20 protein-coding genes and 2 pseudogenes are annotated in these 25,442 nt (G+C 73.3%); 7 read left to right on the top strand and 15 right to left on the bottom strand.

Features of this window, described 5'->3' with window-relative positions; all coding sequences use genetic code 11:
* Positions 1-8: 8 nt before the first annotated feature.
* From ACFWJ4_RS25240 to ACFWJ4_RS25230, 3 genes are all read right to left on the bottom strand, one after another.
* A complete protein-coding gene (locus ACFWJ4_RS25240) occupies positions 9-1,070 on the bottom strand; it encodes a zinc-binding alcohol dehydrogenase family protein (protein WP_380547215.1) in 1,062 nt (353 codons plus the stop codon).
* A gap of 29 nt (positions 1,071-1,099) precedes the next feature.
* A complete protein-coding gene (locus ACFWJ4_RS25235; protein ID WP_380547213.1) occupies positions 1,100-2,425 on the bottom strand; it encodes a peptide ligase PGM1-related protein in 1,326 nt (441 codons plus the stop codon).
* Between the two features lie 396 nt (positions 2,426-2,821).
* Positions 2,822-3,940, bottom strand: a complete 1,119-nt coding sequence (locus ACFWJ4_RS25230) for an RICIN domain-containing protein (RefSeq protein WP_380547211.1) — start codon at positions 3,938-3,940, stop codon at positions 2,822-2,824.
* Positions 3,941-4,221: 281 nt separating this feature from the next.
* Here ACFWJ4_RS25230 and ACFWJ4_RS25225 point away from each other — a divergent pair, with 281 nt between their 5' ends.
* Together ACFWJ4_RS25225 and ACFWJ4_RS25220 are read left to right on the top strand one after the other, a co-directional pair.
* The gene (locus ACFWJ4_RS25225; RefSeq protein WP_380547209.1) at positions 4,222-5,265 is read left to right on the top strand and encodes an NAD(P)-dependent alcohol dehydrogenase; all 1,044 of its coding nucleotides are present in this window, start codon (positions 4,222-4,224) and stop codon (positions 5,263-5,265) included.
* 64 nt (positions 5,266-5,329) lie between these two features.
* Complete coding sequence (locus tag ACFWJ4_RS25220; protein ID WP_380547207.1) at positions 5,330-6,235, top strand: NAD(P)H-binding protein; 906 nt, start codon at positions 5,330-5,332, stop codon at positions 6,233-6,235.
* Between the two features lie 71 nt (positions 6,236-6,306).
* On the opposite strand, the gene ACFWJ4_RS25215 is transcribed toward ACFWJ4_RS25220, so the two are convergent.
* Entirely contained in the window at positions 6,307-7,224 is a 918-nt protein-coding gene (locus ACFWJ4_RS25215) for an SMP-30/gluconolactonase/LRE family protein (protein ID WP_380547205.1), read from the bottom strand.
* Positions 7,225-7,300: 76 nt separating this feature from the next.
* Here ACFWJ4_RS25215 and ACFWJ4_RS25210 point away from each other — a divergent pair, with 76 nt between their 5' ends.
* Positions 7,301-7,804: an Lrp/AsnC family transcriptional regulator gene (locus ACFWJ4_RS25210; protein ID WP_359906786.1), complete on the top strand. Its 504-nt coding sequence runs from the start codon at positions 7,301-7,303 to the stop codon at positions 7,802-7,804.
* Positions 7,805-7,909: 105 nt separating this feature from the next.
* On the opposite strand, the pseudogene ACFWJ4_RS25205 reads toward ACFWJ4_RS25210, so the two are convergent.
* From ACFWJ4_RS25205 to ACFWJ4_RS25180, 6 genes and pseudogenes are all read right to left on the bottom strand, one after another.
* Positions 7,910-8,863, bottom strand: a pseudogene (locus tag ACFWJ4_RS25205) (chitinase); the annotation flags it as partial.
* A 255-nt stretch (positions 8,864-9,118) separates the two neighbouring features.
* Positions 9,119-9,619: pseudogene (locus tag ACFWJ4_RS25200) on the bottom strand (carbohydrate binding domain-containing protein); the annotation flags it as partial.
* 299 nt (positions 9,620-9,918) lie between these two features.
* Entirely contained in the window at positions 9,919-11,286 is a 1,368-nt protein-coding gene (locus tag ACFWJ4_RS25195; RefSeq protein ID WP_380547203.1) for a hypothetical protein, read from the bottom strand.
* Between the two features lie 61 nt (positions 11,287-11,347).
* Positions 11,348-12,967 carry a S8 family peptidase gene (locus tag ACFWJ4_RS25190; RefSeq protein ID WP_380547202.1) on the bottom strand — a complete coding sequence of 540 codons (1,620 nt, stop codon included), beginning with the start codon at positions 12,965-12,967 and terminating at the stop codon, positions 11,348-11,350.
* Between the two features lie 277 nt (positions 12,968-13,244).
* On the bottom strand, positions 13,245-13,742 hold the full coding sequence (locus tag ACFWJ4_RS25185; RefSeq protein ID WP_380547200.1) for a MarR family winged helix-turn-helix transcriptional regulator: 498 nt from the start codon (positions 13,740-13,742) through the stop codon (positions 13,245-13,247).
* Between the two features lie 184 nt (positions 13,743-13,926).
* A complete protein-coding gene (locus ACFWJ4_RS25180; protein WP_380547198.1) occupies positions 13,927-15,288 on the bottom strand; it encodes a DUF3533 domain-containing protein in 1,362 nt (453 codons plus the stop codon).
* 270 nt (positions 15,289-15,558) lie between these two features.
* Between ACFWJ4_RS25180 and ACFWJ4_RS25175 the strand changes: the two genes are divergently transcribed.
* Both ACFWJ4_RS25175 and ACFWJ4_RS25170 read left to right on the top strand, forming a co-directional pair.
* A complete protein-coding gene (locus ACFWJ4_RS25175; RefSeq protein ID WP_380547196.1) occupies positions 15,559-16,251 on the top strand; it encodes a MerR family transcriptional regulator in 693 nt (230 codons plus the stop codon).
* Between the two features lie 45 nt (positions 16,252-16,296).
* Positions 16,297-17,220: an endonuclease/exonuclease/phosphatase family protein gene (locus ACFWJ4_RS25170; RefSeq protein WP_380547194.1), complete on the top strand. Its 924-nt coding sequence runs from the start codon at positions 16,297-16,299 to the stop codon at positions 17,218-17,220.
* 115 nt (positions 17,221-17,335) lie between these two features.
* Here the strand turns inward: ACFWJ4_RS25170 and ACFWJ4_RS25165 are convergent, their stop codons facing one another.
* From ACFWJ4_RS25165 to ACFWJ4_RS25150, 4 genes are all read right to left on the bottom strand, one after another.
* Positions 17,336-17,539, bottom strand: a complete 204-nt coding sequence (locus ACFWJ4_RS25165; protein WP_380547192.1) for an MbtH family protein — start codon at positions 17,537-17,539, stop codon at positions 17,336-17,338.
* A gap of 523 nt (positions 17,540-18,062) precedes the next feature.
* A complete protein-coding gene (locus ACFWJ4_RS25160; protein WP_380547190.1) occupies positions 18,063-19,616 on the bottom strand; it encodes a sialidase family protein in 1,554 nt (517 codons plus the stop codon).
* Positions 19,617-20,121: 505 nt separating this feature from the next.
* Positions 20,122-20,715, bottom strand: a complete 594-nt coding sequence (locus ACFWJ4_RS25155; protein ID WP_380547189.1) for a hypothetical protein — start codon at positions 20,713-20,715, stop codon at positions 20,122-20,124.
* Positions 20,716-21,048: 333 nt separating this feature from the next.
* A complete protein-coding gene (locus tag ACFWJ4_RS25150) occupies positions 21,049-22,593 on the bottom strand; it encodes an FMN-binding glutamate synthase family protein (RefSeq protein ID WP_380547187.1) in 1,545 nt (514 codons plus the stop codon).
* A gap of 242 nt (positions 22,594-22,835) precedes the next feature.
* Between ACFWJ4_RS25150 and ACFWJ4_RS25145 the strand changes: the two genes are divergently transcribed.
* A complete protein-coding gene (locus tag ACFWJ4_RS25145) occupies positions 22,836-23,486 on the top strand; it encodes an NAD(P)-dependent oxidoreductase (RefSeq protein WP_380547185.1) in 651 nt (216 codons plus the stop codon).
* Positions 23,487-23,722: 236 nt separating this feature from the next.
* The gene (locus ACFWJ4_RS25140; protein WP_380547183.1) at positions 23,723-24,490 is read left to right on the top strand and encodes a SpcZ; all 768 of its coding nucleotides are present in this window, start codon (positions 23,723-23,725) and stop codon (positions 24,488-24,490) included.
* 72 nt (positions 24,491-24,562) lie between these two features.
* Here the strand turns inward: ACFWJ4_RS25140 and ACFWJ4_RS25135 are convergent, their stop codons facing one another.
* The gene (locus tag ACFWJ4_RS25135) at positions 24,563-25,435 is read right to left on the bottom strand and encodes a TauD/TfdA dioxygenase family protein (protein WP_380547181.1); all 873 of its coding nucleotides are present in this window, start codon (positions 25,433-25,435) and stop codon (positions 24,563-24,565) included.
* Positions 25,436-25,442: the final 7 nt, after the last annotated feature.

The following is a 25,442-nucleotide window of genomic DNA, read 5'->3' as shown; positions in this document are numbered from 1 at the left end:
CGCTTCGTTCACGCCTCGCGGCGGACGTCCACCAGCACCTTGCCCATGGTCTGCCGCGCGGCCATCGCCCGGTGCGCGGCGGCCACCCCGGACAGCGGCACGGTCCGGTCGATCCGCGCCACCACCCGCCGCTCGGCGGCGAGCCGGAACAGGTGGTCGGCGATGCTCTCGAACAGCGCCCGGTCCGTGAGCACATGCCTGAGCCAGAAGCCCTGCACCCCCGCCGAGCGCTCGGTCAGCTCGCCCATCGTGAAGCCGTCCTCCACGCCCTCCCGCGCCCCGACCGACACCAGCCGCCCGAAGGGTGCCAGTCCGGCCAGCCCGGCGCGCAGCACCCGGCCGCCGACCGAGTCCACGAACAGGTCCAGCCCGCCCGACTCCGCGAGCCGCTCGCCCAGGTCGGGGTCCTCGGAGTCCAGCACGGCGTCGGCGCCCAGCGAGCGCAGGAACTCCCGCTTCTCCGGGGTGGAGGCCAGGGCGACCACCCGGGCCGCCCCCAGCTCCCTGGCCAGCTGCACCGCCAGGTGACCGACCCCGCCCGCGGCCGCGGACACCCCGACGGCGTCGCCCGGCCGCAGCCGCCCCGCCAGGACCAGCGCGCCGTACGCCGTCGCCCCCTGCTCCAGCAGCGCGAGCGCCTGCTCGTCGTCCACGCCGTCCGGCACCTCCACCGTGTGCGCCGCCTCGGGGACGGCCACCTCGGCGTACCCGCCGCCGGTGCGCAGCAGCGCGACGACCCTCCGGCCGTCCTCGCGGCGCCGCCCGACCGCGTCGACGCCGAGCACCAGCGGCAGCGGGAGCTGCAGGTACTCGCCGGCGCGGATCTCCAGGTCGGCGTAGTTGAGCCCGGCCAGGGTGACGTCCACCAGCACCTGGCCCGGCCCGGCCACCGGTTCCGGCACCGTCTCGATGCACAGTTCCTCCGGCCCGCCGTAGCGGTGGATCACCGCCGCGCGCATCCCCTTCCCGTCCGCGGCCACCTCGTCCCCTTCCGCCTCCGCCTGGTCCACGGCCACCTCGTTCACGGTCACCTCGATCTCGGTCGTCTCGTTCACGGTCGTCTCGTTCACGGTCGTCTCGTTCACGCCCGCCCCGGGCCTCATCCGGCGAACAGCGCGAGCAGCGCGCTCTCCAGGACACGGACGGCCTCCGGGCTCTCGGCGACCACGCAGTACATCACCGAGCCGTCGGCCGGCCCGAAGTCGCTGCTGTACAGCACGCCGGTGCCCGTCCGCGGGTCGAAGGCCAGCCCGGCCGCGCCGAGCGCCGCCACGGCCTCGGCGAAGGACGGCACCTTGAGGCCGGCGAGCTCCAGCAGGTGGCGCGAGCCGCGGTGCTCCTCGCGCAGCAGGCGGGCGGCGAAGATGTCGTGCAGGTGGCTGGAGCCGGTGAGCCGGCCGTTGGTCTCGTGGAAGTAGATCTCGCCCCCGGGCGCCAGCACGGCGTCCGCGCTGACCGTGCCCCGGTAGCCGATCACCCGCAGCGACTCGCACAACCGGGCGCCCTGCTCGACGAGTTCGGCCAGGACGCCCGCGTCCGGGGTGACCGGCGGGGTGATCTCGCCGACCACCACCGGCCGCATGACCATCTCACCGCAGCCGGCGAGCACCACGGCCGCGTCGTCGACGAGGAACTGGGCGTACAACGGCGCGCAGTCGGGGAAGTACCGCTCCACCACCACCCGTTGGCCGCGCCCGCCGGTCAGCCAGGTCCACCGCTCGGCCACGTACGCGGCCACCGCCGCCCGGTCCGGCAGCGGAACCACCCGCTCGGCTCCGACCGCCTCCACCTTCTCGTCCCGGGCGAGGATCTCGTTGCCCAGCCCGCCCACCTGGTACTCGACCTTCAGCATCACGCTCTGCCCCTGCCCCAGCAGGTGCTCGACGGCGGCCTCGACCTCGGCCGGCGAGCCGGCCACCGTCCCGGGCGGGATCGGCACCCCGACGCCGGCGGCCAGCGCCCGGAACCCCGCCTTGCTGTTGACCAGGGCGTTGCCTCCCTGCGCGGCGAAGGGTTGGCCTGGCATCGCGTGCGCCAGGCCGAGTGCGGCCGCCAGCCCGGCCACCGCGCCGTTCGGCGAGACGGCCAGCACCTCGTCGACGGTGCGCCCGTCCAGGGCGCTGTGCAGCTCCGCGAGGAATCCCGGGTCGACCAGGCGGTCGGTGGTGAGCACCTGGTCACCGTGGGCGCCCGGCGGCGGCACCACGAAGGTCAGGCTGTCGGCCCGCACCCCGGTCAGCCCGGCGACGTACGCCAGGTACTCCGGGTCGGGGCCCCAGGGCAGCACCAGGACGTCGCCGTCCTCGGCCCACCAGAGCATCCGCTGCGCCCCGCACCCGGCGAACAGCTGCTCCAGCGGCGTCGCCCCGGTGAGGTCCCCGACCATCTCCTCGGTGCGGTTGTTCGCGATGCAGAGCGTCGTCATTCGGTGAACTCTCCCGGTGTCCGGCGCTGTCGCGGCCCACGGTCCTGGTCCCGCGCACGACACGGGTGTGGCGTGCGCTACTGGTGTAGCGCACCGGGGTTGTTCTGGTTCGGTCCTCGGTCATTGAACAAAACGCCGAACAACCGGCAGCCCTTCGACCTGCGCGGTCGGGCCCGCGGGAGGGCCCGGGCTCGGTGCGGTACTCGCCGCAGGTGCCGTACGTCCCGTTCCGGTGGCCGACCCGGTCACCGGCGCCGTCGTGGATGTCCCCCGAGGCCGCCCGTCCCCGGGGAGCCGGCCCTCGACCTGCCGGCTCCCCCTGCGCGATCCGCACGCCGGGGCACGGGCGGTTCACCGGGGACGTTCAGTGCCGATGCGGCGTGGCGGGATCCCGCGTCAGCTCTTCTCCCCGTCGGCCCAGGTGATGTCCATCTGGTCGATGAAGTACCGGCCGTCGAAGCAGAGGAAGACCTTGGACGTGGTGTCGTTGTCCGCGATCCAGGTCTTGTTCCACTGCACGACGGTGCCGGCGCCGTCGCGCCTGGGGAAGTAGAGGCCCTCGCGGCGTTCGGGCCGGTGGTAGAAGCCGTGCCCGTTGGCCAGCCGGTACGGCGTCCGGACGAGGGCGCCGCTGACGTCGTCGAAGAGCGCGGCGGGGAAGTTGGTGCGGGCGACGAGCTTCGGCGGGACGTAGTGAACGTCCACCTCGGCGGCGTCCACGTAGCGGGCGGGTTCCCCCTTCAGCCGGTGGAAGGCCCTGCGCGCGGCGCCCGCCGTCTCGTAGCTGTCCGTGAACGTGACGAGAGTGCCCTCCCGGCCCTCCCGGTACCAGTCGCCCTGGGAGTACTGGTCGAAGTCGAAGGTCTCGATGCGCGTGCCCGGAGTGAGGAGCTCGCCGGGGACCTCCCGGAAGATCGTCTCCCCGAAGATCTCCTCGACGATCCGCCCGTACCGCTCGAAGCGGCGGGCCGGCACCCGGACCCGTCCCGTACCCACCGGGAGGTCGGTGACCTTCGGGGCCGGAGCGGGCGCGGGCTCCGGCGCCGGGACGGGCGCGGGCGCCCAGGCGGTGCAGGACAGGTCCTGGGCGCCGGCACCCTTCTCCAGCACCAGCGGCCCGCCCGGCCGGTCGGCGGCCGGGTCGGCCAGGCCGAGGAGGCAGTTGGAGGAGTCGTTGATCGCCATCAGCCGACCGGTGTCGCGCTGGACGTAGGCCCGCCAGGCCTGTCGCCAGTAGGAGGAGTCGCTGCCGGTGTCGGGGAACTTGGGCCGCAGGGTGACCGCGGCGCCCCGGCCCGTTCCCTCGGCGGTCAGGTAGAGGCCGGTGGCGGCGTGCCGGATCCGGTGGTTGAGCACCCGGAACCGCTCGGCCACCCACCGCTCGCCCTCACCGCCGGTCTCCGGCCCGAGCACCACGGGGGTGCCCTCCGGGCTTCCCGCCGCGGCGCCCGCCACCAGGCCGGGAATGCGGTGCAGACGGAGCGCGAACACTTCGGTGGGCCAGTCGACCAACATGGAGAACACCTTCTCGTCAAACAAACATGACAGGACGTCACATCATGATCACCCACTCGGATGCGGTCACGCCAGGCGCCTCCGGGCCTGCCCGACCGTGATCGTCCCGGGGCGGGTTCCGCCGCTCCCCGGCCGGGCCGGCAGCGCGGCGCACCGTCCTCGTGGGTACCGTGGACGTGCTGGTCGACCGACCCGTCCGGCTCACCCGACCCGTCCGGCCCGGCCGACGCGGCCCGATCCGACCATCGCGGTTCCGTCCGCAGAAGGGGGAACGAACTCCCATGACCACCACCGTCGCCGCCTACGCCGCACCGGGCCCCAAGGCCCCGCTGGAACGCACCACCATCGAGCGCCGTGCGGTCGGCGAGCACGACCTGCTGATCGACATCGCCTTCGTCGGCATCTGCCACTCCGACATCCACCAGGCCCGCGAGGGCTGGGGCGAGGCGGTCTTCCCCATGGTGCCCGGGCACGAGATCGCGGGCGTCGTCACCGGGGCCGGCCCCGGCGTCACCAGGTTCCGGGTCGGCGACCGGGTCGGCGTCGGCTGCATGGTCGACTCCTGCCGCACCTGCGACAACTGCCGGGCCGGCCTGGAGCAGTACTGCGACGACGGCCCGGTCTGGACGTACAACGCCGTTGGCAAGGACGGCCGGCCCACGTACGGCGGCTACGCGAAGAACGTGGTCGTCGACGAGAACTACGTGGTGCGCATCCCGGACGCGCTGCCGCTGGACAAGGCCGCCCCGCTGCTGTGCGCGGGCATCACCACCTATTCCCCGCTGCGGCACTGGAACGCCGGGCCCGGCACGCGGGTCGCCGTCGTCGGCCTCGGCGGGCTCGGCCACATGGGCGTGCAGATCGCCCACGCGCTCGGGGCCGAGGTCACCGTGCTGTCCCAGTCCCTGCGCAAGAAGGACGACGGCCTGCGGCTGGGCGCCGACCACTACCACGCGACCAGCGACCCGGCGACCTTCCAGGAGCTCGCGGGCACCTTCGACCTCGTCCTCAACACCGTCTCCGCCCCGCTCGACTTCGCCGCCTACTTCTCCCTGCTGCGCACCGACGGGGCCATGGTCACCGTCGGCCTCCCGGAGGAGCCCGTGGAGGTCGACCTCCGGCGGCTGGCCGGCAAGCGCCGCAGCATGAGCTCCTCGGGCATCGGCGGGATCGCCGAGACCCAAGAGATGCTGGACTTCTGCGCCGAGCACGGCGTGGCGGCCGAGATCGAGCTGATCGGCGCCGACCGGATCAACGACGCCTACGAGCGCGTCCTCGCCAGCGACGTCCGCTACCGCTTCGTCATCGACACCGCCACCATCTGACGACCGGCCGGGCCGGGCCGCACCGGGCCCGCGCCGCGCCGGGCCGAACACTTCGGAGGAGACCGTGCAACCGATCCTGGTGACCGGGGCCGCCGGCCGCGTCGGGGGCGTCGGACGGTCCGTGGTCGAGGACCTGCGGCGGCGGGGCCTCCCGGTCCGCGCCCTGGTGCACCGCGAGGACGAGCGCGCGCGGGCCCTGCGGGCGACCGGCGCCGAGGTCGTCGTCGGGGACCTGACCCGCACGGACGACGTCCTCGCCGCCCTGGCCGGCTGCCGCCGGACGTACTTCGGCATGGGCGTCTCCGACCAGTACCTGGAGGCCGCCCTCACGGCGGCGGCCGTGGCCCGGGAGGCGGGGCGGCTGGAGGTGTTCGTGAACATGTCCCAGCTGACCGTCTCCGAGCTGGGACTCGCCGCCGCCGGCGAGTCCCACCAGCACCGGCAGCAGTGGCTGGTCGATCAGGTGCTGAGCTGGTCGGGCCTGCCCGTCGTCGAGGTCCGGCCCACCGTGTTCCTGGAGAACCCGCTCTTCCGGGCCGGGCTGTCCTCGATCGCCAGGGACGGCACCGTCAGGCTGCCGTTGGGGCGGGCCAGGACCTCCCCCGTGGCGGCCGCGGACGTCGCCGCGGTCGTCGCGGAGGTCCTGGCCGACCCGGCCCCGCACCTCGGCCGGGTCTACGAGCTGACCGGCCCGCGCTCCCAGGACGGCCCGGCCATCGCCGCGGAGGCCTCCGAAGCCCTCGGCCGGCCCGTCCGCTACGTCGACGTCCCGCTGCGGGAGTGGATCGACCACGACCTCGCACCACTGGAGCTGCCGGAACACGTCCGCCGGCACATCTCCACCATGGCCCGCCTCCACGCCGAGAACCGCTACGACCGCCGGACCGACGGCGTCCGGCAGGTCACCGGCCGCCCAGCCACCGGCGTGGGCGACTTCGTCCGGCGGAACGCCGGCCTGTTCACCGGCTGACCACCGGCTGACCACCGGGGACGCAACGGGCCGGCGCTCCCCCGCCGCGAGCGGCCGGGCCGGCGTGTCTCCTACTGGAAGGAGACGCGGTGGGTGCCCGTCATGGACGTCACCAGGGAGTACAGCGAGGTGGTGGCGGTGATGAACAGCCGGTTCCGCTTCGGGCCGCCGAAGGTGAGGTTCGAGACCGGCTCGGGAACACGGATGCGGCCGAGGAGGGTGGCGTCGGGGGCGTAGCAGTGGACGCCGTCGTCGAAGGCCGCCGCCCAGAGCCGGCCGTCGCGGTCGAAGCGGATGTTGTCGAAGCGGCAGCCGACGCCCTTGACGAAGATCCGGTCGCCGGTGAGGGTGCCGTCCTCCCGGATGTCGAAGACCCGGATGTGCCCGGCCCGGCTGTCGTTGACGTAGAGCTGCCGCTCGTCCGGTGACAGGACCAGTCCGTTGGGCCCGTCGAAACCGTCGGCCGCCAGCCGGACCTCGCCGCTGTGCGGGTCGATCCGGTAGACGTCGCGGGCGCCGATCTCGGATTCGGCCCGGTGGCCCTCGTAGTCCGAGGTGATGCCGAAGTCCGGGTCGGAGAACCAGATCGCGCCGTCCGAGCGGACCACCGCGTCGTTGGGCGAGTTGAGCCGCTTGCCCCGGTAGCGGTCGGCGAGGACGGTGATCCGGCCGTCGTGCTCGGTGCGGGTCACCCGGCGGTCGCCCTGCTCGCAGCTGATCAGCCGGCCCTCGCGGTCGAGGGTGTTGCCGTTGGGGTGCCCGGCCGGGGAGCGGAAGACGCCGACCGTGCCGGTGGCCTCGTCCCAGCGCAGCAGCCGGTCGTTGGGGATGTCGCTCCAGATCACCTGGCGCCAGGCGGGCAGGTAGAGCGGGCCCTCGGCCCAGCGGCAGTCGCCGTACAGCTTCTCCAGCCGGCTGTCGCCGTTGGTGCAGCGGCGGAACCGATCGTCCAGGATCTCGTACAGCTCGGACCCGATGGAGCCGGACATCATTCACCCCGTGTCGCCTAGTACCGAATACCGTCCCGACAATCGGGAGTATGCCAGAACACGGTATGGTCCCACCATGACCATCGATCATCTCGACGACACCGACCGGGCGTTGCTCGCCCTGCTGCAACAGGACGCCGGACAGGCGTACGCGGCGCTGGGCAGGGCCGTGGGCCTCTCCACGGCGGCGGCGCACGAACGGGTGCGCAAGCTGCGCGAGCGCGGCGTGATCCGCCGCACCACGGTGGAGCTGGACCCCAGGAGCCTCGGGCTCGGGGTGCTCTCCTTCGTGATGGTGGATTCCACGGCCTGGATGGGGGACTCGGCACCGGCTTTCACCGCGATACCCGAGATCGAGGAGGCGCACATCATCGCGGGCAGCGCCTCGGTGCTGGTCAAGGTGCGGACGGCGACCCCCGAACAGCTTCAGGACGTGCTGCGGCGGCTCTACGCGATCGACGGCGTGAGCGGCACCCAGGCGACCGTCGTCCTGGAGACCTTCTTCGAACGGCCCCCCGCGCCCGAGGGCTTCGACGGCCCGCGCCCCGGGCTCCGAGCCGGGCGCGGCTCCGGTCGGTGACCGGGCCGCACCCGGAGCGGTGCACCGGGGCGCGGGGACGTCGGCGGGAACTCCGGGAGCTCCGGGGGCTTCAGGAGCTCCGGGGACTCCGGGGACTCCGGGGTGTCAACGCCCCTGGAGGCGCTTGACGTTGTCGCCGAAGGACCAGCCCTTCGAGCCGTCCCAGTTGAGCGACCAGGTCATGAGCCCCTTCAGCGAACCGCTGAAGGCGTTCCACGACTGGCCGACCAGGCCCGTGTCCATGTAGCCGCCGCCCGCACCGGGCTGGGCCGGCAGGCCGGGCACCTGCTTGTCGTAGGGCACCCGGACGGTGGTGCCCTGGATGGTCAGGCCGTTGTTCAGGCAGGTGGTCTGCGCGGTGAAGCCCTGGACGGTACCGGCCTGGTAGGAGTCGCCGGAGCAGCCGTACATGCTGCCGTTGTAGTACTGCATGTTCAGCCACCACAGCTGCCCGTTGTCGGCGTACTTCTTGACGATCGGCAGGTAGGCGCCCCAGATCGACCCGTAGTTGACGCTTCCGCCGGTGACGTACGCGGTCTCGGGGGCCATCGTCAGACCGAAGCCCGCGGGCATCTGGGACAGCACGCCGTCGATGATGCGGATCAGGTTGGCCTGGGAGGCGGACAGCGTGTTGATGTTGCCGCTCCCGGACAGGCCGGTCTCGATGTCGATGTCGATTCCGTCGAAGTTGTACTTCTTCAGGATCGGGACGACGGTCGCGACGAACTTGTCGGCGACGGTGCTGGAGCTCAGGTCGATGCCGGCGGCGGCGCCGCCGATCGACATCAGGATCGTCGCCCCGGCCGCCTTGGCCTGGCACATCTCGGCGGGGGTCGAGACCTTGACGTTGGTGTCCATGCCGTCCTGCCACAGGACGGTGCCGTCCGAGAGGATCACCGGGAAGGCGGCGTTGATGACGTTGTAGCCGTGCGCGGCGATCCGGCTGTCCGTGATGGGCACCCAGCCCATCCCGGGGTGGACGCCGTTCAGGGCGCCGTCCCAGTTCTCCCAGTACCCCTGGAGGACCTTGCCGGACGGCTTGGGCTTCGTGGGGCAGGTGTCGCCCGGCGGCGTGGTGGTGGGCGGCGTCGTGGTGGGCGTCGACGTCGTCGGCGGTGTGCTGGTGGGCGGCGCGGTGGTCGGCGTCGACGACGTCGGAGGCGCGGTGGTCGGCGTGGTGGCGGTCGGCGAGGGGCTGCTGCCGCCGGGGCCGGTGAGCGACACGTCGTCCGCGTAGAACGCGGGCTGCCCGTACCAGCCGTGCAGGAAGACGGTCACCGAGGTGGTGTTCGCCCCGGTGGTGAAGCCCACGCCGAGCTGGCTGTACGAGGCGCTGTTCGCCGTCCAGGTGGAGGCGTTGGTGACACCGGCGCCGGTGGCGCCCAGGTAGATGTAGCTGCCCTGGACGTAGGCGCTCAGCGTGTACTGGGAGTTGGGCTGCACACTGATGGTCTGGGTGCACTGGGCGGTGTCCTGGCCGGTCGGCGTGGCCTTGAGCGCGGAGGCGCCGGAGTGGACCGGGCTGCTCACCGCCGCACCCGCGCCGCCGGAACAGGTCCAGTCGGAAAGCCCGTTCTCGAAGCCGGGGTTGGCCACCAGGTTGGGGGTGGCGGCCCCGGCCGTGACGGTGCCGGCCACGGCGATGCCGGCGCCGATGACGGCTGCGGCGCTCACCCCGGCGAGGAAGCGCTTCAGGACGGTCGGCCCGTGCTCGGGGCCGCCGGTCCGGTGCACCCGTACTGCGCGTTCCACGGTCGTCCGCTCCGGGCGGAATCCGCCCGACGGGCGTGGGGTGCGCGACCTCCGACGAAACATGCTGTGCTCCCTTTCCGCCGAGCGTCATGGACATGACCGACGCGTGGGGGCGTGACGCCCGGCTCTGGGTGAGGTGGGGGAAACATGTGGGGCTGTGCCGGACCGGATCGTAGGAGGGGCGGCAAGGGGAGTCAATAGGTCTGGACCAATTAGGTCTGGACCAATTGTGCGGGGCGCGGCCCGACATCGCGATCGGCCCGCTCGGCGACCGGCCGCACGACGCCGCCGCCCGGTCCGCTCCGTACGAGCGGGCCGGGCGGCGGCGTGCGACGGCCGTGGTCAGTCCACCGCCGCACCCACTACCCGTGCGCCGCGGCGGCGGCCGCCGCGAGCACGGCGACCTGGGGCTTGCGGATGTCGGAGTGCGCACCGGAGAACGGCTCGCCCGCCACGTTGTTGATGACGGCGGCGGCGTTCACCCGGTAGAAGGTCCCGGGCACGAAGGCGTAGTCGATGCCGCCCTCGGCCGGCATCACCCGGTCCCCGGTCGGCGCCACGGCCTGGTACCCGTCCGCGCCCATGCCGTCCCAGCGTCCGGCGACATCGGCCTCGGAGTCCTGGCGGGCGAGGAAGGACGCCTTCGGGTACCACACGCCGACGGCCCAGTCGTGGACGCTGTAGGTGGAGACGAGCGGACCGTGCACCCGGTCCGCGAAGGCGTTCAGCGCGCCCGCGCTGCCGAAGGGGTTGTCCTGGGCGTGGGCGAAGGACCAGTGCGAGAACGCCCCCTGGATCAGCAGGAGTGAGGTGACCGGGCTGTCGGCGGGGGCGCCGACGCCGGCCAGGGCGAAGGAGACCAGCCGGGCACCGAAGCTGTGGCCGAGGAGGTGCACCCGCAGGCCGGGCGAGCGGCCGTGCAGGGTGGCCAGCAGCGGCCCCAGGCCGCCCCGGCCGATGTCGCCGGCCCGGGCCTTCATGATCGAGAACGAGAGCACCCGCAGCACGTCCTTCGCGCCGTTCACGGCGTGCTGGAACCAGTCGCCGATGCCCTGCGTGGAGGAGCCGGGCGGCGCGCTGCCGAAGGCCTCGGCGGCGGCCTGGTACGACGTCTTCGGATCGGCGTCCAGGAGCAGCGCGGTCTCGCCCGCGTCCTCGAACCCGCCGCCAGGCCCGGGCGGCGGCACCAGGGACCGGATCAACTCGTGGATCCGCACCAGTCGTTGCTCCTTGGCCGCATCGGGCTCGGCCGCACCGGCGGCCGCCACCGCCTCGTCGATGCGTCGGCCGATCTCGGTCACCGTCTGCTGCTGCTCGGGGTCGGCGAAGCCCTTGCCCAGCGACGCGGCGATGTCCGCCCCGGAGACGGCCGCCGTTCCGGCGCTGAGGTCCAGCAGGGCGCCGTCCCCGGCCTGGGGCGAGGCGACCGCCGCCGGCGGGGTCGCCGGCGTGGGCGGGAACCAGAGCGCGGGCCAGTGGATGCCCGCGAACCCCACCGTGCCGAGGTTCGCCGCGCCGCTTCCGGCCTGCCGGATCAGCGGGAACATCGCGTCGTAGAGCACGCGGGCGCTCTGTTCGTCCACGCCCCACCCGTGGCTGAACACGAACAGGTCCGTCACCTCCTCGGCCGTCACCTCGTCGAGGAAGTCGCCCGCCGCCGGCGCGGTCAGCACCCCCTTCTCGTCGAAGGTGAGGTCCCACACGGGCTCGTCGGTCGGCAGTCGCCTCATCGCACATGACCTTTCGGATGGCCGTTCGTCGGTTCGTCGGTTTCGTCCGTTCGCCGGTTCGTCACACGTTCGCCAGCATCCGCATCAGGTCCACCAGGCCCGCCCCCTGGGCGTACCGCTCCCGGCCGAGGTCGGTGGCGGAGGCGGTGAGCAGGCTCTTGACCTCCCGGGGTCGGCCGATGAACTCCGGGCGGGCGGACAGGAAGGCCGCGATCACACCGGACACGTGCGGCGCCGCCATCGAGGTACCGGACTGCTCGGCGTACGTCAGCAGACTCTCCGGCACCGGATCCCCCGGGGCCGGGGTCAGCCCGGCGGTGGCCCGCACGTCGCCGCTGGCCGCCGAGGCGATCCACTCGCCGGGCGCCACGACGTCCGGTTTCATCCGGCCGTCGAGCGTCGGGCCCTTTCCCGAGGTCCAGGTGACGCCGAACGCGTGCGGCGCCTCCCGGTGGGTGGAGCCGACCGCGATGCAGTCCTCGGTGTGTGCCGGTTCCGTGATCGAGCCCATGATGGCCGAGGTGTTGGCGGTGTCCCGGGCCGTGCTCCGGGCACCGAAGTTGCCGGCCGAGATCACCACGACCACACCGGAGGCGACCACCTGGCCCACGGCCTGGCAGAGCGGCGACTGGCCCGCGGCGTACTGGTCGGGCCTCCACTCGCAGCCGAGGCTCATGTTGACGCCGTGCACGCGCAACACCGCCGGGTCCACGTTGACCTCGGTCCGCAGGTAGGTCAGCGCGCGGATGACCGCGCTGGAGGAGGTCACATAGGTGCCCTGGCGGCTGAGCCTCATCACCTTGATGCTGACCAGATCGCAGTCCGGCGCCATCCCGGACAGCCGGTCCGCGCCGGCCCTGGCGACGAATCCGCCGTCCCCGGGCTCGTCCGGCGTCGCCACCCGCGGCGTCATGCCCTCCGGGGTGCAGCCCGCGATGATGCCGGCGACGTGCGTGCCGTGCCCGCTGTCGTCCACGAGCGGCGACGCCGGGTTCTGGCCCGTCGCTCCGCCGGGCGGCTGCGCCACGGGGTCGTCCGGGTTCACCAGGAAGCTGAAGTCGCGGTGCAACCGGGTGGTCCGCCCCTGCGGCAGGTCCTCGCCCCGCCCCTCGGCCGCGAGCTCCAGCCGGGAGAAGTGCGGGTGGGCCGCGTCGATGCCGCTGTCGATGACCGCCCACACGATCCCGCTGCCGCGCGCGTCGTAGGCGCGCCAGGCGGCATTGGCCTTCACCGTGGGTGCCGAGCGGTCGATCTGGGGATCCAGCGGATAGTCCGGCCACACCCGGAAGATGACGGGCGGCCGCCCGGTCCGGACGGCGGACTGCCGGTCGTCCTCCACCAGCTCGCGGAGGTCCCCCCGGGAGAGGACGGTCTGGTACAGCTTCGGCGCGACCAGCGCGAGCCCCCGCGGCACCTCGGGCTGCACATGGCTCCCCGAGGTGACCTCCACCGGCCACCACCCGCTCGACCGCCCCGCGTAGTGCTCCCAGAGCGCGTAGAACTCGTCGCGGACCGCCTGGAGTCCGCCGGGAAAGCGCAGGTTCAGCTCGATCAGCATCGGCAGCTGCCGCTCCGGGTCGGCCGCGGGCTCCGCGGCCTCGCGAAGCACCACGCCGGGCGGGGACAGGTTGAGGTCACCCACGATGGGCGACCGGAAGGGGCTCTCCGGCTCGTACGCCATGACCGTTCTCATCTCCGGGGCGGGCGCGGCGGCCGACCCGTCGGCGACACCGCTCCTGCTGCGAGTGTCAGCCGGTCCCACAGCCGCTGCAACTCGCCGGTGCCCACCCCGGCACCGCCCTCCTCCCGTGCTCGACGACGCCCGTTCGCCCCCCCGGTCCGGCCGTGGGGAACGGCGTGCGGCGGTCGGTGGAAGCCGAGCGCGGAGGGGGTCCCGGCCTGGCGGTCGGCGGGCCGCGGGTTCGCCAGGACGGCGCGGGTCGGCGCCGCGAGTTCGGTCAGAGCTGCCGACCGGTCCGGGGCGTGCCGGTGTCGCCTTCGAGGAGGTGTTCCAGCCTGGTGAGCAGGCCGGCGAGGGCCCGGCGTTCCCCGTCGTCGAGCCCGGCCATCAACCGCTGTTCCATCAGGCGGTGCCGGGCGATGACCTGGTCGACAAGGCACAGGCCGCGGTCGGTGAGCCTGAGGTGGATGATCCGGCGGTCGCGTACGTCGCGCTCACGGGCGATCAGGCCCTTGCGTTCCAGCTGGTCCGCGCGGGCCGTCATGCCGGAGCCGGTGACCATCTCGCCGGCGGCCAGTTGTCCGGTGGTCAGGCGGTGGGAGGGCCCGGCCTGGCGCAGGACCGCGAGGACGTGGAAGTGGGCGACGGTGAGCCCGTGTTCCTTGAGGGCGGGCGCCAGGTGCCCCTTCCAGAGCGCGATGATGCGGTACATGCGGTCGAGCGGCCGTACGGGCGGGGCCGACGGGGGCGGGGGTGCGGGCGCGTCCTGGGACATGGCGGTTCTCTCGGTGGTGCTGGCTCGTCGGTTAGTCGGTTCGCGGGGTCGCGGGGTCGCGGGGTCGCGGGGTCGCGGGGTCGCCGCCGGCGGCTGTCCGAGGCGGCGCCCGGCGGACCGGCGGTCATGGCGCGGGTCCGGTGCCGACCCGGGGAGGGCCGGCACCGGACCCGTCACGGGCGGGTCACCCGGCCGCCGGGGCCGGCTGCGGCACGCGGGCGGGGCTGCGGTGCAGCCCCTTGCGGTCGTAGAGGCGGGTGACGGCGAGGCCGAGGGCGACGGAGATCGCGAAGCCGATGCCGACCATGGCCCAGGCCCGGCCGAGTCCGGCGTCGGCCTGCGCGCCGAAGTAGAGGATGGAGCGGACTCCGTCGACCACCTGGCGGAAGGGCTCGAAGTCGGCCAGGAACCGGTAGAAGTCCGGCAGCGCCTGCAGCGGGATGGTGGCGCCGGCGGACGGGATCGCCAGGCCGACCAGCACCAGCATGGACACGATCGGGCCCGGGGTGCCGAAGGCGGCGAGCAGGGCCAGCCCGGTGATGCCCATCGCGGCCGTGGCGCAGGTCCCGAAGAGCCACAGCAGGGGCAGGTGGGAGGCGTCGATGCCGATGACGCCGACGGCGGCGGCCATCGCGAGGGCCGAGGTCAGCGCCGAGAGGACGACCATGAGCACCGAGGCGACCGCGAAGTGGCGGGTCCGGCTGATGTGCTGGGCGGGTGCCGTGCTGCGGAACGGGCCCTTCTCACTGGAGATGTAGCCGAGCGCCGTGTCCACCTGGGTGTGGATCACGTTGGCGCCGAGCATGCCGCCCAGGACCAGGACGAGGGTGTAGAAGAAGGCGCTCAGGCCGAGGCCGCTGTGGTGGCCGAGCGGGTGGCCCTCCTGGATCACGGCCTTGACCGGGTCGGTGACCATCAGCTGAGCGGCGGCGCCCGGCGCGGCCTGGTGCGCCGCGGAACCGTCCGCCGCGGCCGCGCCCGCCTGGTGCGCGGCCTGCTGCTTCGCGAGCTGCTCGGTGAGCTGGTGGCCGAGCTGGACGGACGTGGCCTGGACGACGTTGCGGTTGATCTCCGTGGCCATGGAGGAGCCGAAGCTTCCGGCCGCGGGGTTGGTCAGCACCGTGATGGTCGGGGGGTGCGGGTCGTGCTGGGCCGGTCCGGCGAGTGCGGCGACCGTGGCGGAGAAGTCGTCCGGGATGACGAGCGCCCCGAACACCTTGTCCTTGCCCAGGAGGTCGTCGGCGGTGGCGCGGTCGACCTGCTTCCAGGAGACCTTGCCCTTCAGGTCGTCGGCCCCGGTGACCTGCGCGACGATCTGCGCGCCCAGGTCGATCCGCTGGCCGGCCACCTGGGTGCCGCGGTCCGCGTTGACCAGTGCGATCGGCATGTCCTTCGTCGAGCCGACCGGGTCGTTGTTGGCCCCCAGGTAGAGCAGGGACAGGACGAACGACAGCAGGCCGAGGATCACCGCCGACGGCAGCCACAGGCTCTTCCTGCGCAGCAGTCCGCGGGCGCTCACGTTCACGACACGGCTCGGCTCAGACATCACTCCTCCCGGAGTTCCGGGGCGGGGCGGGGGTCGTGGCGTGGCGCCCGGTTCCGGTGGGGCTTGGGGCTGGCATGGTGCTCCGGTTGCGGTATCGCGCCGTGACGGCGCTCCAGGTAGGGACGAACAGCCGGTTCCTGGCGTTGTGGCTGTTCAAAAGCCCAACTGGAACCTTCACTATCCAGCCCGATAGTGGCACTATCAGTGGACGGAGTCCATTCGACGGCCTGCGAGACTGATCACAGACACCGAGTCCGAGCGAGAGCGCGCATGAAGATCTCCGACCTGAGCCGGCAGTCCGGGACACCGGTCGCCACCATCAAGTACTACGTACGCGAGGGCCTGCTGCCGCCCGGACGACCGCTCGGCGCCACGCTCACGCTCTACGGCGACGAACACGTCCAGCGGCTGCGGCTGATCCGCGCCCTGACCGCCCGCGGCGGCCTGTCCATCGCCGCCACCCGCGACGTCCTCGCCGCACTCGACGAGCCCCTCGCCCCGCTCGCCAGGCTCGGAGTCGTCCACTACGCCCTGCCCACCCCCGTGGACGCCGCCGAGACGGAGGCCGTCGACCAGCAGGCGCACCGGGTCGACGAACTGCTCGCCGCCATGGGCTGGAACGTCTCCGAGGACTCACCGCACCGCCGGGCCCTCGCCGCGAGCCTGATGGACCTCGACCGCCTCGGCGTCAGCTACCGCACCGAGGACCTCCTCCCCTACGCCGAGGTCGCCGCCACCGCCGCACGCCTCGACCTCGACCAGCTCGAAGGCATCAAGGACCCCCTGCGGCTCGCCGAGCACGCCGCCATCGTCGTCCTCCTCCTCGAACCGGTCCTCGCCCTCCTGCGCCGCCTCGCCCAGGAACACGAATCCCAGCGCCGCACCGCCTGGGCCCGCACCACCGAGAAGCCCGAGAAGCCCGAGGAGAGCGGGGAGAGCGAGGAGAGCGGGGAGAGCGACTGAGCAAGGGCGCCGATGCGGCCCGGCCCGTTGCTGTACCGTCCATCCATGATCGGCTCCGCGCTGGTGCGCCTGGCGACCTTCAACGTCCTGCACGGGCAGCGGTTCCCGGCCGGCGGCCACCCGCCGGCGACGGCCTCCGGCACCGCCACCGTGCACCCGCTCGTCGACGCCGTCGCGTCCCTGGACGCCGAGGTGGTGGCGCTGCAGGAGCTCGACCGCTTCCAGGAGCGGTCGGGCCGGGTGGACCAGGCGCGGGCGGTCGCCGAGGCGACCGGTGCCGCGGACTGGCGCTACGCCTCGGCGTTCCACGCCCGGGCCCTGCCGGGCCGGACCTGGGTCCGCGACCGCTCCGAACCGGGCCTGCGGGTGTACGGTCCGCCGGGCGCGGGCCACGACGGCGAGGTTCCCTCGCACGGCATCGCGCTGCTGTCCAGGCTGCCGGTCCTCGGCTGGCGGGCCCGGCGGTTCGGCGCGCCTCGCCTCGCCGTCCCGCTGCGCCTTCCCGGGCAGGCGGGCCTCACGGTGATCCGCGACCATCCGCGCACGGCACTGGCCGCCGTCCTGCAGGGACGGCGCGGCCCGTTCACCGCGGTGGCGCTGCACCTGTCGTTCGTCCCGGGGTGGAACGTCGGCCAACTCCTCGCCGTGCACCGCTGGATCACCGACCTTCCCCGGCCGCACGTCCTGCTGGGCGACTTCAACATCGTCGGCGCGATTCCCGCGGTCGCGCTCGGCGCGGCCGAGCTCCTCTCCCCGTCGAGGTCCTCGAAGCCCCGGCCGGCCGGCCCGCCGACCCGGTCCGGCTGGCGTCGAGCGGCCCGGGTCCGGACCTTTCCCTCGCACCGCCCCCTGGTACAGCTCGACCACGTCCTGGCGGCCGGGCTCGGACCGCACCAGGCGGCTTCGGTCCGGGCGCCCAGGACGCCGGTGTCGGACCACCGGCCACTGGTGGTCGAACTGCCGCTGTAGGCCGGCTCCACCACCGGGCCGGCCACCCCTGAGCGGACAGCAAGTCGCCCCGGCCAGGAACCTTGAAGGGTCCAGCCGGGGCGGGCTCCGGAGTTGCGGTGTCGCGAAGCCGGCTCTACTTGGCGGCCTCGCCCATCGCCCGCCGGAGCGAGAGGGGGCGCATGTCGGTCCACACCTCTCGGATGTGCGCCATGCACTCCTCCTTGCTGCCGGTCTTGCCTTCGGCCTTCCAACCGAGCGGGAGGTCCTGGTCCGCGGGCCAAATGGAGTACTGCTCTTCGTCGTTGACGGTGACCTGGTAGGTGACGTCGTCGGCCATGTCGATGTTCCTTTCACATGAGGTTCAGCGCTGACCCGAGCATTGCCTGTTGTGATCATCGAGTACACCGACTGTCACTAGTTCGGGTGATCCTTTGTCAACTTCTGGATGATGGCTCGACAGTGTGATAACAGGCTGAACGTCCAACGACGCCCTATCCGTGGACGGCACGAACTGCCTCGCCGGCACTACCGAAGACGTCGACCATCGGCGCGGACTCGGTGACCAGGGACCCCGCCGCGCCAGCGGTTCCAGTCCCGCCGCCCGCATGATCACGACCGGATCGCGCGAGTCCTTCCGAGGACGTCCCATCGCCATTCTGATCTCCCGTCAGCGCATCAGTGCCCAGCGAGGCGATCTCATCGGCCACTGACATCCCGGCTGCCCCTGGACGTCGGCAGCAGGGTTGTCGCAGCTCGCCCGGCAGGGCGAGGACGGCGCCGCCCGGCCGTCCGGTGCGGAAGGCGGGCAGGGCCCGTCCTCCCGTCGGGTGGGAGGACGGGCCCGACCGGTCAGCGGCCGGTCACCAGCGGGTCACCGGCGAACGGTGCCGGGCCCGGCCGGGTGCGGTGACGACCGGCCCGGTACTGGAGGGAACGGTACCGGGCCGGACGGCGAGGCCGCCCGCGACGGCGTACATGGCCTCGTCGAAGGCCTGGCCGCCGGTCGGCGTCCTGCCGACCGCGAAGACGGCCACGGCCCTGCCGTGGAGGACGGACGTGGAGAGGTAGTCACCGACCATGCCGCCCCCGCTCGTGGCGGCGATCCGGGACACCGACATCGGGCCGGCGACGGTCCGCGGCGCACTCCAGGTGGCGCCCCCGTTGGTGGAGGAGACGAAGCCGACCTCCAACTCGCAGGTGTCGGCGGTGCAGTCGGCGTTCGGGTAGAAGTAGTAGTACAGCCCGAGCCTGGCGGTGCGACCGGCGGTGGTGCGGTCGACGCCGAGGCCGGGGATGAAGTGGTCGACACCGCTGGTGGTGGGGTCGATCGGCACCCGGGTCACGGCGGACCAGGTGGTGCCGTCGGCCGAGCTCGCGTAGACGATGTCGTTGGCCGCGCAGCCGGCCCGGAAGCGGCAGTCCTGCCAGGCGACGTAGACCCTGCCGTCGGCGTCGATCTCCGCCGAGGGCAGGCCCTCGCCGTCGCGCAGCCCGCCCGCGACCTCGTGCGCGACGACGTCGGCGACCAGGACCGTGGAGCTCCAGGACCTGCCGCCGTCGGTGGAGGTGAAGGAGCGGATCGAGGTGGTGTCGGTCGAGAAGGGGACCACGACCGTCCCGTCGGGCCGCACCAGCGGCTGGCCGCCGAGGCCCAGGTTGACGCCGGACGGGCCGGTCGGGGCGGACCAGGTGGCACCGCCGTCCCGGGAGGCGGACATGACCATCAGGTTGTCGGAGGAGGGGATGTCGACCTCGACGTAGCAGGTGCCGAAGTACGGGCTGGTCGGAGTGTTGTCGCAGACGATCCACTCCTTGTCGTAGGCCTGGCCGTCGTGGCCGACCGCCCGCACCGGGTCCTGCCAGTGCAGGCCGTCGGCGGACCGGCTGACGGTCACACCCACCGGGTTGCGTCCCGAGTCGATGACCAGGCCGGCCACCATCCAGGTGCCGTGCCTGGCGTCGTAGGCGACCGCGGGGTCGGAGGCGCGGGCCCAACTGCCGCCGCCCCAGTGGGTGGTGAGGCCGGGCAGCATGCCGTGCTGCCAGCTGAGGCCGCCGTCCAACGAGGTGTTCCAGCCGAGGCCGGCCGCCCCGCCGTCGGTGAACCGCCCCACCTGGGCGGCGGAGACGATCGTGCCGCCGTAGGCGAAGGTGTCGGGCTCCACCTCGGTGGCGTACTGGCTGCCGGCGCTGGTGAACGGGTCGCTGCTCACCCGGACCAGGCTCGGTCCGCCGCCGTCGACGGTCAGGGTGATCGGGTCGGTGCCGGACGTGGCGTCGCCGGCGGCACGGGCCGGCGGCGCGGACGCGCCGGCCGGGCTCGCGTTCCAGGCCGCGCCGACCAGGACGAGGGCGACCGCCGCGACGGCGGCGAACGGCCTGCGCCAGGGGGTGGGGGTGCGCGGGTGCTTCATCCGAAGCTCCTTCGCGTGAGGGGTGGTTCGGACGACCCGGCGGGCGCGGCAGGCCGCACCTCGTGGTCCTTGCCCTTGCCCCGGTGCTCGGGCTCGGGCGCGATGACGGCGGCGGCCGCCGGGCCCCTCGGCGAGTGGGGTGTCGTGATGGCCGGCGGCGCGGGAGTCGGCGGACCGCGCGAGCGCGACGATCAGTCCTCTTCCCAGGGGGAGCGTGACAGGGAACGTCCCTCCGACCGCCGGGGATCCCGGCAGGCGCAAGGGTGAAGGGCGCCCACGTGGCTGTGCACACGTGTTCGCAAATCGGAAGTGTGAGCCGGATCATGACATCGCACAAGATGTACGGCCGAATCTCACGGAACGACGGCTTGGGCGTTTAATCCCCCGCGGGGAACGGGAATCGGGCCCACACACAAGCCCGGATCCACGTCCGCGCCCACGCCCACGGCCCCAGGTCCTCCGCCGGGTGGGCGAGGACCTGGGGCCGCAGAGCCGGTCAGGAGGATTACACGGGGAAGGGCCAGGTCGGGCACCACGGCCAGACGATCTGGCCGGGGAGCGGCGGGCCCCACGGCGGGCAGGCCGGGAGGGGCGCCGGGGTGGACGGGGCGGAGGTCCACAGGACCTTGCCGTTCAGGACGACCGCGATCGCGCCCTCGTTGTAGATGGCCAGCTCGGCGCCCGGGCGGCCGCCCGTCTGGCTGTTCCACAGCGGCGTGTTGGCGGCGGAGTACACGACGAGGTTGCCGTCGCCCTGCATGACCAGCACGTTGCCGTCGGGCATGGCGCCGGGGGCCACCCAGACCGGCTTGTTGTCCCGGTAGAGCACGACGTTGCCGTCGCCCTGCATGGCGAACACGACCCGGCCGTCCGGCGAGTACCAGGCCTGGTTGCGGGAGATCGCGGTGTTGCCCGGGATGCGGGTGGGCGTGGACAGCGCCGCGACCGCGGCGGGCGCGGCGGCGGGCGCCTGGGCGACCGAGGGGGCGGCCGGGGACGGCGCTGCCGCGGCGGCGTGGGCGGTCCCGGCGGTGAGGGTGGCGAACCCGACGGCGGCGACGGCCGCCAGGGCGGCGGCCCGGGTGCGGAGAGTGGTCATGGCGGGCTTGGGATCCTTCCGGACGGGGACGGCGAGCCACGGGGGACGCCGTTCTGGCGGCGCGTCAGCCTGGTCCTGCGCGCCGGGCGCCCAGGCTATGGCGGCCGTCCCGGGGGGCTGCGGCAGATCGACCGGCAGCTTCCCGGCACCCCCTCGGGTCCCGGTGGCGCCCCTCCGCCCCTTGCGTGCCGACGGCTCCCGGCGGTCCCTCACGTCCCATCGGCCTCCCGCCACCCCTCGCGTCCCGCCGCGTCCCGGCCCCTCGCGGGCGGCTGGTCGCCGTCACGCGAGGGGCCGGGAGTCGGATCCCGTGGAGCCGCTCCGGGCGGTGCCTCAGACCGCCGGCTTCCGGGCGGCGGCCGACTCGCCGGTGAGGAGCGCCGTGATCTCCTCGGCGAGGTGCGGGCCGAGCTCGCCCCAGCCCTCCTTGTAGCCGTAGACACCGGCGAGGGTGCGGGCCTCGTAGTCGCCGTTCATGATCTCGAAGTCGTCGGCCGTGATGAGCGCCGGGTGGGCGACGCCGACGGCCGCCGAGACCTTCATCAGCTCCCTGCGCAGGGTGCGCAGGTAGGAGGCGGCCCGGTCGGCCTTCGAGGCCGGGTCGATGCCGCGGGCCAGCCACGGGTTCTGGGTGGCGATGCCGGTGGGGCACTTGTCGGTGTGGCACTTCTGGGCCTGGATGCAGCCGATCGACAGCATCGCCTCACGGGCCACGTTGATCATGTCGACGCCCAGGGCGAAGGCGACGGCGGCGTTCTCGGGCAGGCCGAGCTTGCCGGAACCGATGAAGGTCAGCTCGTCGGTCAGCCCCAGCTCGGCGAAGGTGCCGTAGACCCGGGAGAAGCCCATCCGGAACGGCAGCGACACCGAGTCGGCGAACATCCGCGGCGCCGCCCCGGTGCCGCCCTCGCCGCCGTCGATCGTCACGAAGTCGACCCCGCGGTCGCCGCGCGCCATCAGCGAGGCCAGCTCCTGCCAGAAGCCCATCTCCCCCACCGCGCTCTTGACCCCGACCGGCAGACCGGTCTCGGTGGCGAGCAGTTCGACGAAGTCGAGCATCGAGTCGACATCGCCGAACGCGGAGTGCCGCGACGGCGAGGCGCAGTCCTGGCCCTCCGGGATGCCGCGGATCCCGGCGATCTCGGCCGTCACCTTCGCGCCCGGCAGCATCCCGCCCAGCCCCGGCTTGGCGCCCTGGGAGAGCTTGATCTCTATCGCCTTGACGGGCGCGCCGGCGACCACCTCCTTGAGCTTGTCGAGGTTGAAGGTGCCGTCCTCGTTGCGGCAGCCGAAGTACGCCGTGCCGAGCTGGAGGACGAGGTCACCGCCGTTGCGGTGGTACGGCGAGAGGCCGCCCTCCCCCGTGTTGTGCATCGTGCCCGCGAGCGCCGCCCCCTTGTTGAGCGCCGTGACGGCCGCGCCGGAGAGCGATCCGAAGCTCATCGCCGAGATGTTCACCACGCTCGCCGGCCGGAAGGCCTTGGCGCGCCCGCGCGGCCCGCCCAGCACCTTGGCCGAGGGCAGCGGGGCCTGCGGGTCGTGCGCGTCGGGCAGCGTGCCGGCGAAGGTGCGCTGCTTCAGGTAGGCGTGCCCCTGGACGTGCTCGACGTCGACCTCGGTGCCGAACCCGAAGTAGTTGTTCTCCTCCTTCGCCGACGCGTAGATCCACGTGCGCTGGTCACGGCTGAACGGGCGCTCCTCCTCGTTGGAGGTCACGATGTACTGCCGCAGCTCCGGCCCGATCGTCTCCAGCAGGTACCGGGCGTGCCCGACCACCGGGAAGTTCCGGAGCAGCGCGTGCCGCTTCTGCACGAGGTCGCGGGCCGCCAGGAGGGCCACCGCTGTGGCGGCGGCCGCGCCGATCTTCCGGGCTTGCATGGACGTTCCTCCTCGATGTACGGCTCCACCGCCGGGCGGTGGAGCCGTCGTGTCGTACGGGGTGCGGGACGGCGGGGACACGGCCAACCGGGCAGCAGCTCCGTCGAAGAATGCGACATGATGGTAAAAGGCCGCGCCGACCCTCCTGCGACCCGGGGGTGCCAGCGCGCCTTCCCGGGCGACGAAGGCACGCTGGCTAGCGTGGTGCCTCCACCCGATGCCCGGTCCCGAGGAGACCCGCCATGGCCAAGATCGCCCTGTACGGCGCCACCGGCATGATCGGCAGCCGCATCCTGCGCGAGGCGCTGGACCGCGGCCACCACGTCACGGCCGTCGTCCGCGACCCCGGGAGGCTCACCGAGAAGCGTCCCGGCCTCACCGTCATCACCGGCGACGTCCTGGACCCCGCTTCGGTGACCGCCGCGGCCCGGGGCCAGGACGTGGTCGTCAGCGCCGTCGGCGGCAGCGACGGGCCCGGTCACATCGCCACCATCGCGCCCTCCGCCGAGTCGCTGGTGGCCGGGCTGCGTTCGCTGGACGGCAAGGCCCCGCGGCTGATCACCGTCAACGGCGCCGGTTCGCTGCGCACACCCGACGGAAAGCAGGTGTGGGACGCCGAAGGACTGCCCGAGCCCCTGCTGCAGATCATGCACGCCCACGGCGACGCCCTCGACTTCTTCCGCTCCGTCCACGACGTCCGCTGGACCTGTCTCAGCCCCGCCGGACAGATCGAGCCCGGCGAGCGCACCGGCACCTACCGCACCGCCCTCGACGACCTGGTCGTGGACTCCGAGGGCAGGAGCCGCATCTCCGCCGAGGACTACGCGGTGGCCCTCGTCGACGAGATCGAGCAGCAGAACCACGTCGGCGAACGCTTCGCCGTCGGCGACTGAACCCCGCGCTCCGCCCGCGGTATCCGCCCGGTGGCGGCGAGAGCGGGTCGGGCCGAGGTGCGGGCGGCCCCGGGAACCCCTCCCCCGCCGTCTGCGCGCCTGTACGATCTCCTCACCGGAGCGGCCGGTGAAGCTCCACTTCTCCACCGCTCCAGCGGACTTCACCGGTTCGGCGTTCTCGCCCGGGCCGGCGTTCTCCCCCCGGGTCGGGGACGAGCCCCTGAGGAGCAGAGCGGATGACCACTCCCGAGACCTTCGCGGCCTTCTACTCCTCCCTCGGCGCCCTCGCACCGGCCCCGGTCGGGGCGGCGGCGCCGGGTGGGGGGCCGGCCGTGCCGCCCTGGCTGGCGCAGGTGTCGGAGGCGCTGTTCGCGGGCATGGACGCCGACGCCGCGCGGGCCTGGGCACGCCGTGTGCGCCGGGAGATGGAGCGGCTGAACGGCAGGGTGCCCTTCAGCGTGGTCCACGACTGGTACCGCTCCGCCGTCGGGCCGGTGCTGACCGAGGCGAGCGCACGGCGCGGCGGGTCCGTCGCGCAGCACCAGCGCGTCCAGGCGCTGCACGCGGACGCCCTGGGCGGCGGTCGGGTCGACGAGGGCACGTGGCGCGCGGCGCTCGAACCGGAGCTGCGGGAACTCTTCCACCACGCGTACCCGTACGCCGAGGCCTACGCCGCGGCCGCGGCCGCCGCCGGTTCCTACGCGCTGGCGAACGGCTACGACGCGGCCGAGGCCGCCCAGTACGGCGAGACCTACGCGGAGCTCAACACCACGGCCAACGTGCGGGCCCATGCCGACGCGAACGCCCTGGCCAACGCGGCCGCCGTGGCGGCCGCGTACGCGGCGGCGGACCCGGCCGCCTACGCCGCGACCTGGCCGTCCGCCCGGGTCCGCGCGGTGGTGCTGGTGCACGCCGACCGGCGGGACGAGCGCGGCGAGCGCGCCACCTGGGCGCGGCTGGCCGACGGCCTCGCCGCCTGCCTGGCCCGCGCGGAAGCCGCCTGACCCGGAGCTGAGTCCGGCACCCGGGTCCGGGCCCCGGGCTCAGGTCCGGGCGCGGACCGGGCGCGGACCGGATCAGGCCTTGAGCGGCCCGCCGTTGATCGCGACCCGGCGACCGTAGCGGGTGTGCGGGTGGTAGTCGTACGTGGCGTGGTGCTGGACGCAGCGGTTGTCCCAGAACACCAGCGTGTTGGGGCTCCAGCGGATGCGGCAGCTCAGCAGGGGCCGCTGGGCGGGCAGCGCGCAGAGCAGGTCGAGCAGGGCCCGGCTCTCGTCGGGCGACAGCTGGGGGATGCGCGCGGTGTAGGCCTTGTTGACGTAGAGGATCCTGCGGTCGGTGTCGGGGTGCCGCACCACCAGAGGGTGTTCGCTCTTGGGGATCACGTACCCCTCGGGCGGGGTGTGGCCCTGGAAGGCGACGAGGCCGTCGTGGATCGCGGTCAGGCCGTCGAGCAGCTCGCGCATCGTCGGGGACAGCATCTCGTACGCCAGGTGCATGTTGGCGAACAGGGTGTCGCCGCCGCTGCCCGGTTCCGGCACGCGGGTGATGTGGAGCATCGACCCGAGCGAGGGTTCGGCGTCGGCGGTGCCGTCGGCGTGCCAGCCGTTGCCGGCGACGTTGTCCGCCTCGGCGCCGGTGCTGATCTCCAGGATGTACGGATCCGCGTCGACCGGGGGCGGGTTGACCGGGCGCAGTTCGCCGAAGTGCCCGGCGAAGCGCTTGTGGTCCTCGTCCGTCAGCTCCTGGTCGCGGAACACGAGGACGTGGTGGTCGAGGAACGCCTGCTTCAGCTCGGCCAGTTGGTCGTCCGACAGCTCCTTCGAGAGGTCGACGCCGGAGACCTCGGCGCCGATCACCGGAGTGACCGGGTCGACCGTGACGGTCCGGTACTCCTTGGCGGGCCTGGTGGTGACGGCCCTGACCGCGTCCAGCTCGTACTGCTCCATGACCTGC

Source organism: Kitasatospora sp. NPDC127067, assembly GCF_042724755.1.
GTDB classification, from domain to species: Bacteria; Actinomycetota; Actinomycetes; order Streptomycetales; family Streptomycetaceae; genus Kitasatospora; species Kitasatospora lactacystinica.
Note: the sequence above shows the minus strand (reverse complement) of the source record. Positions and strands in the feature narration are given on the sequence as shown.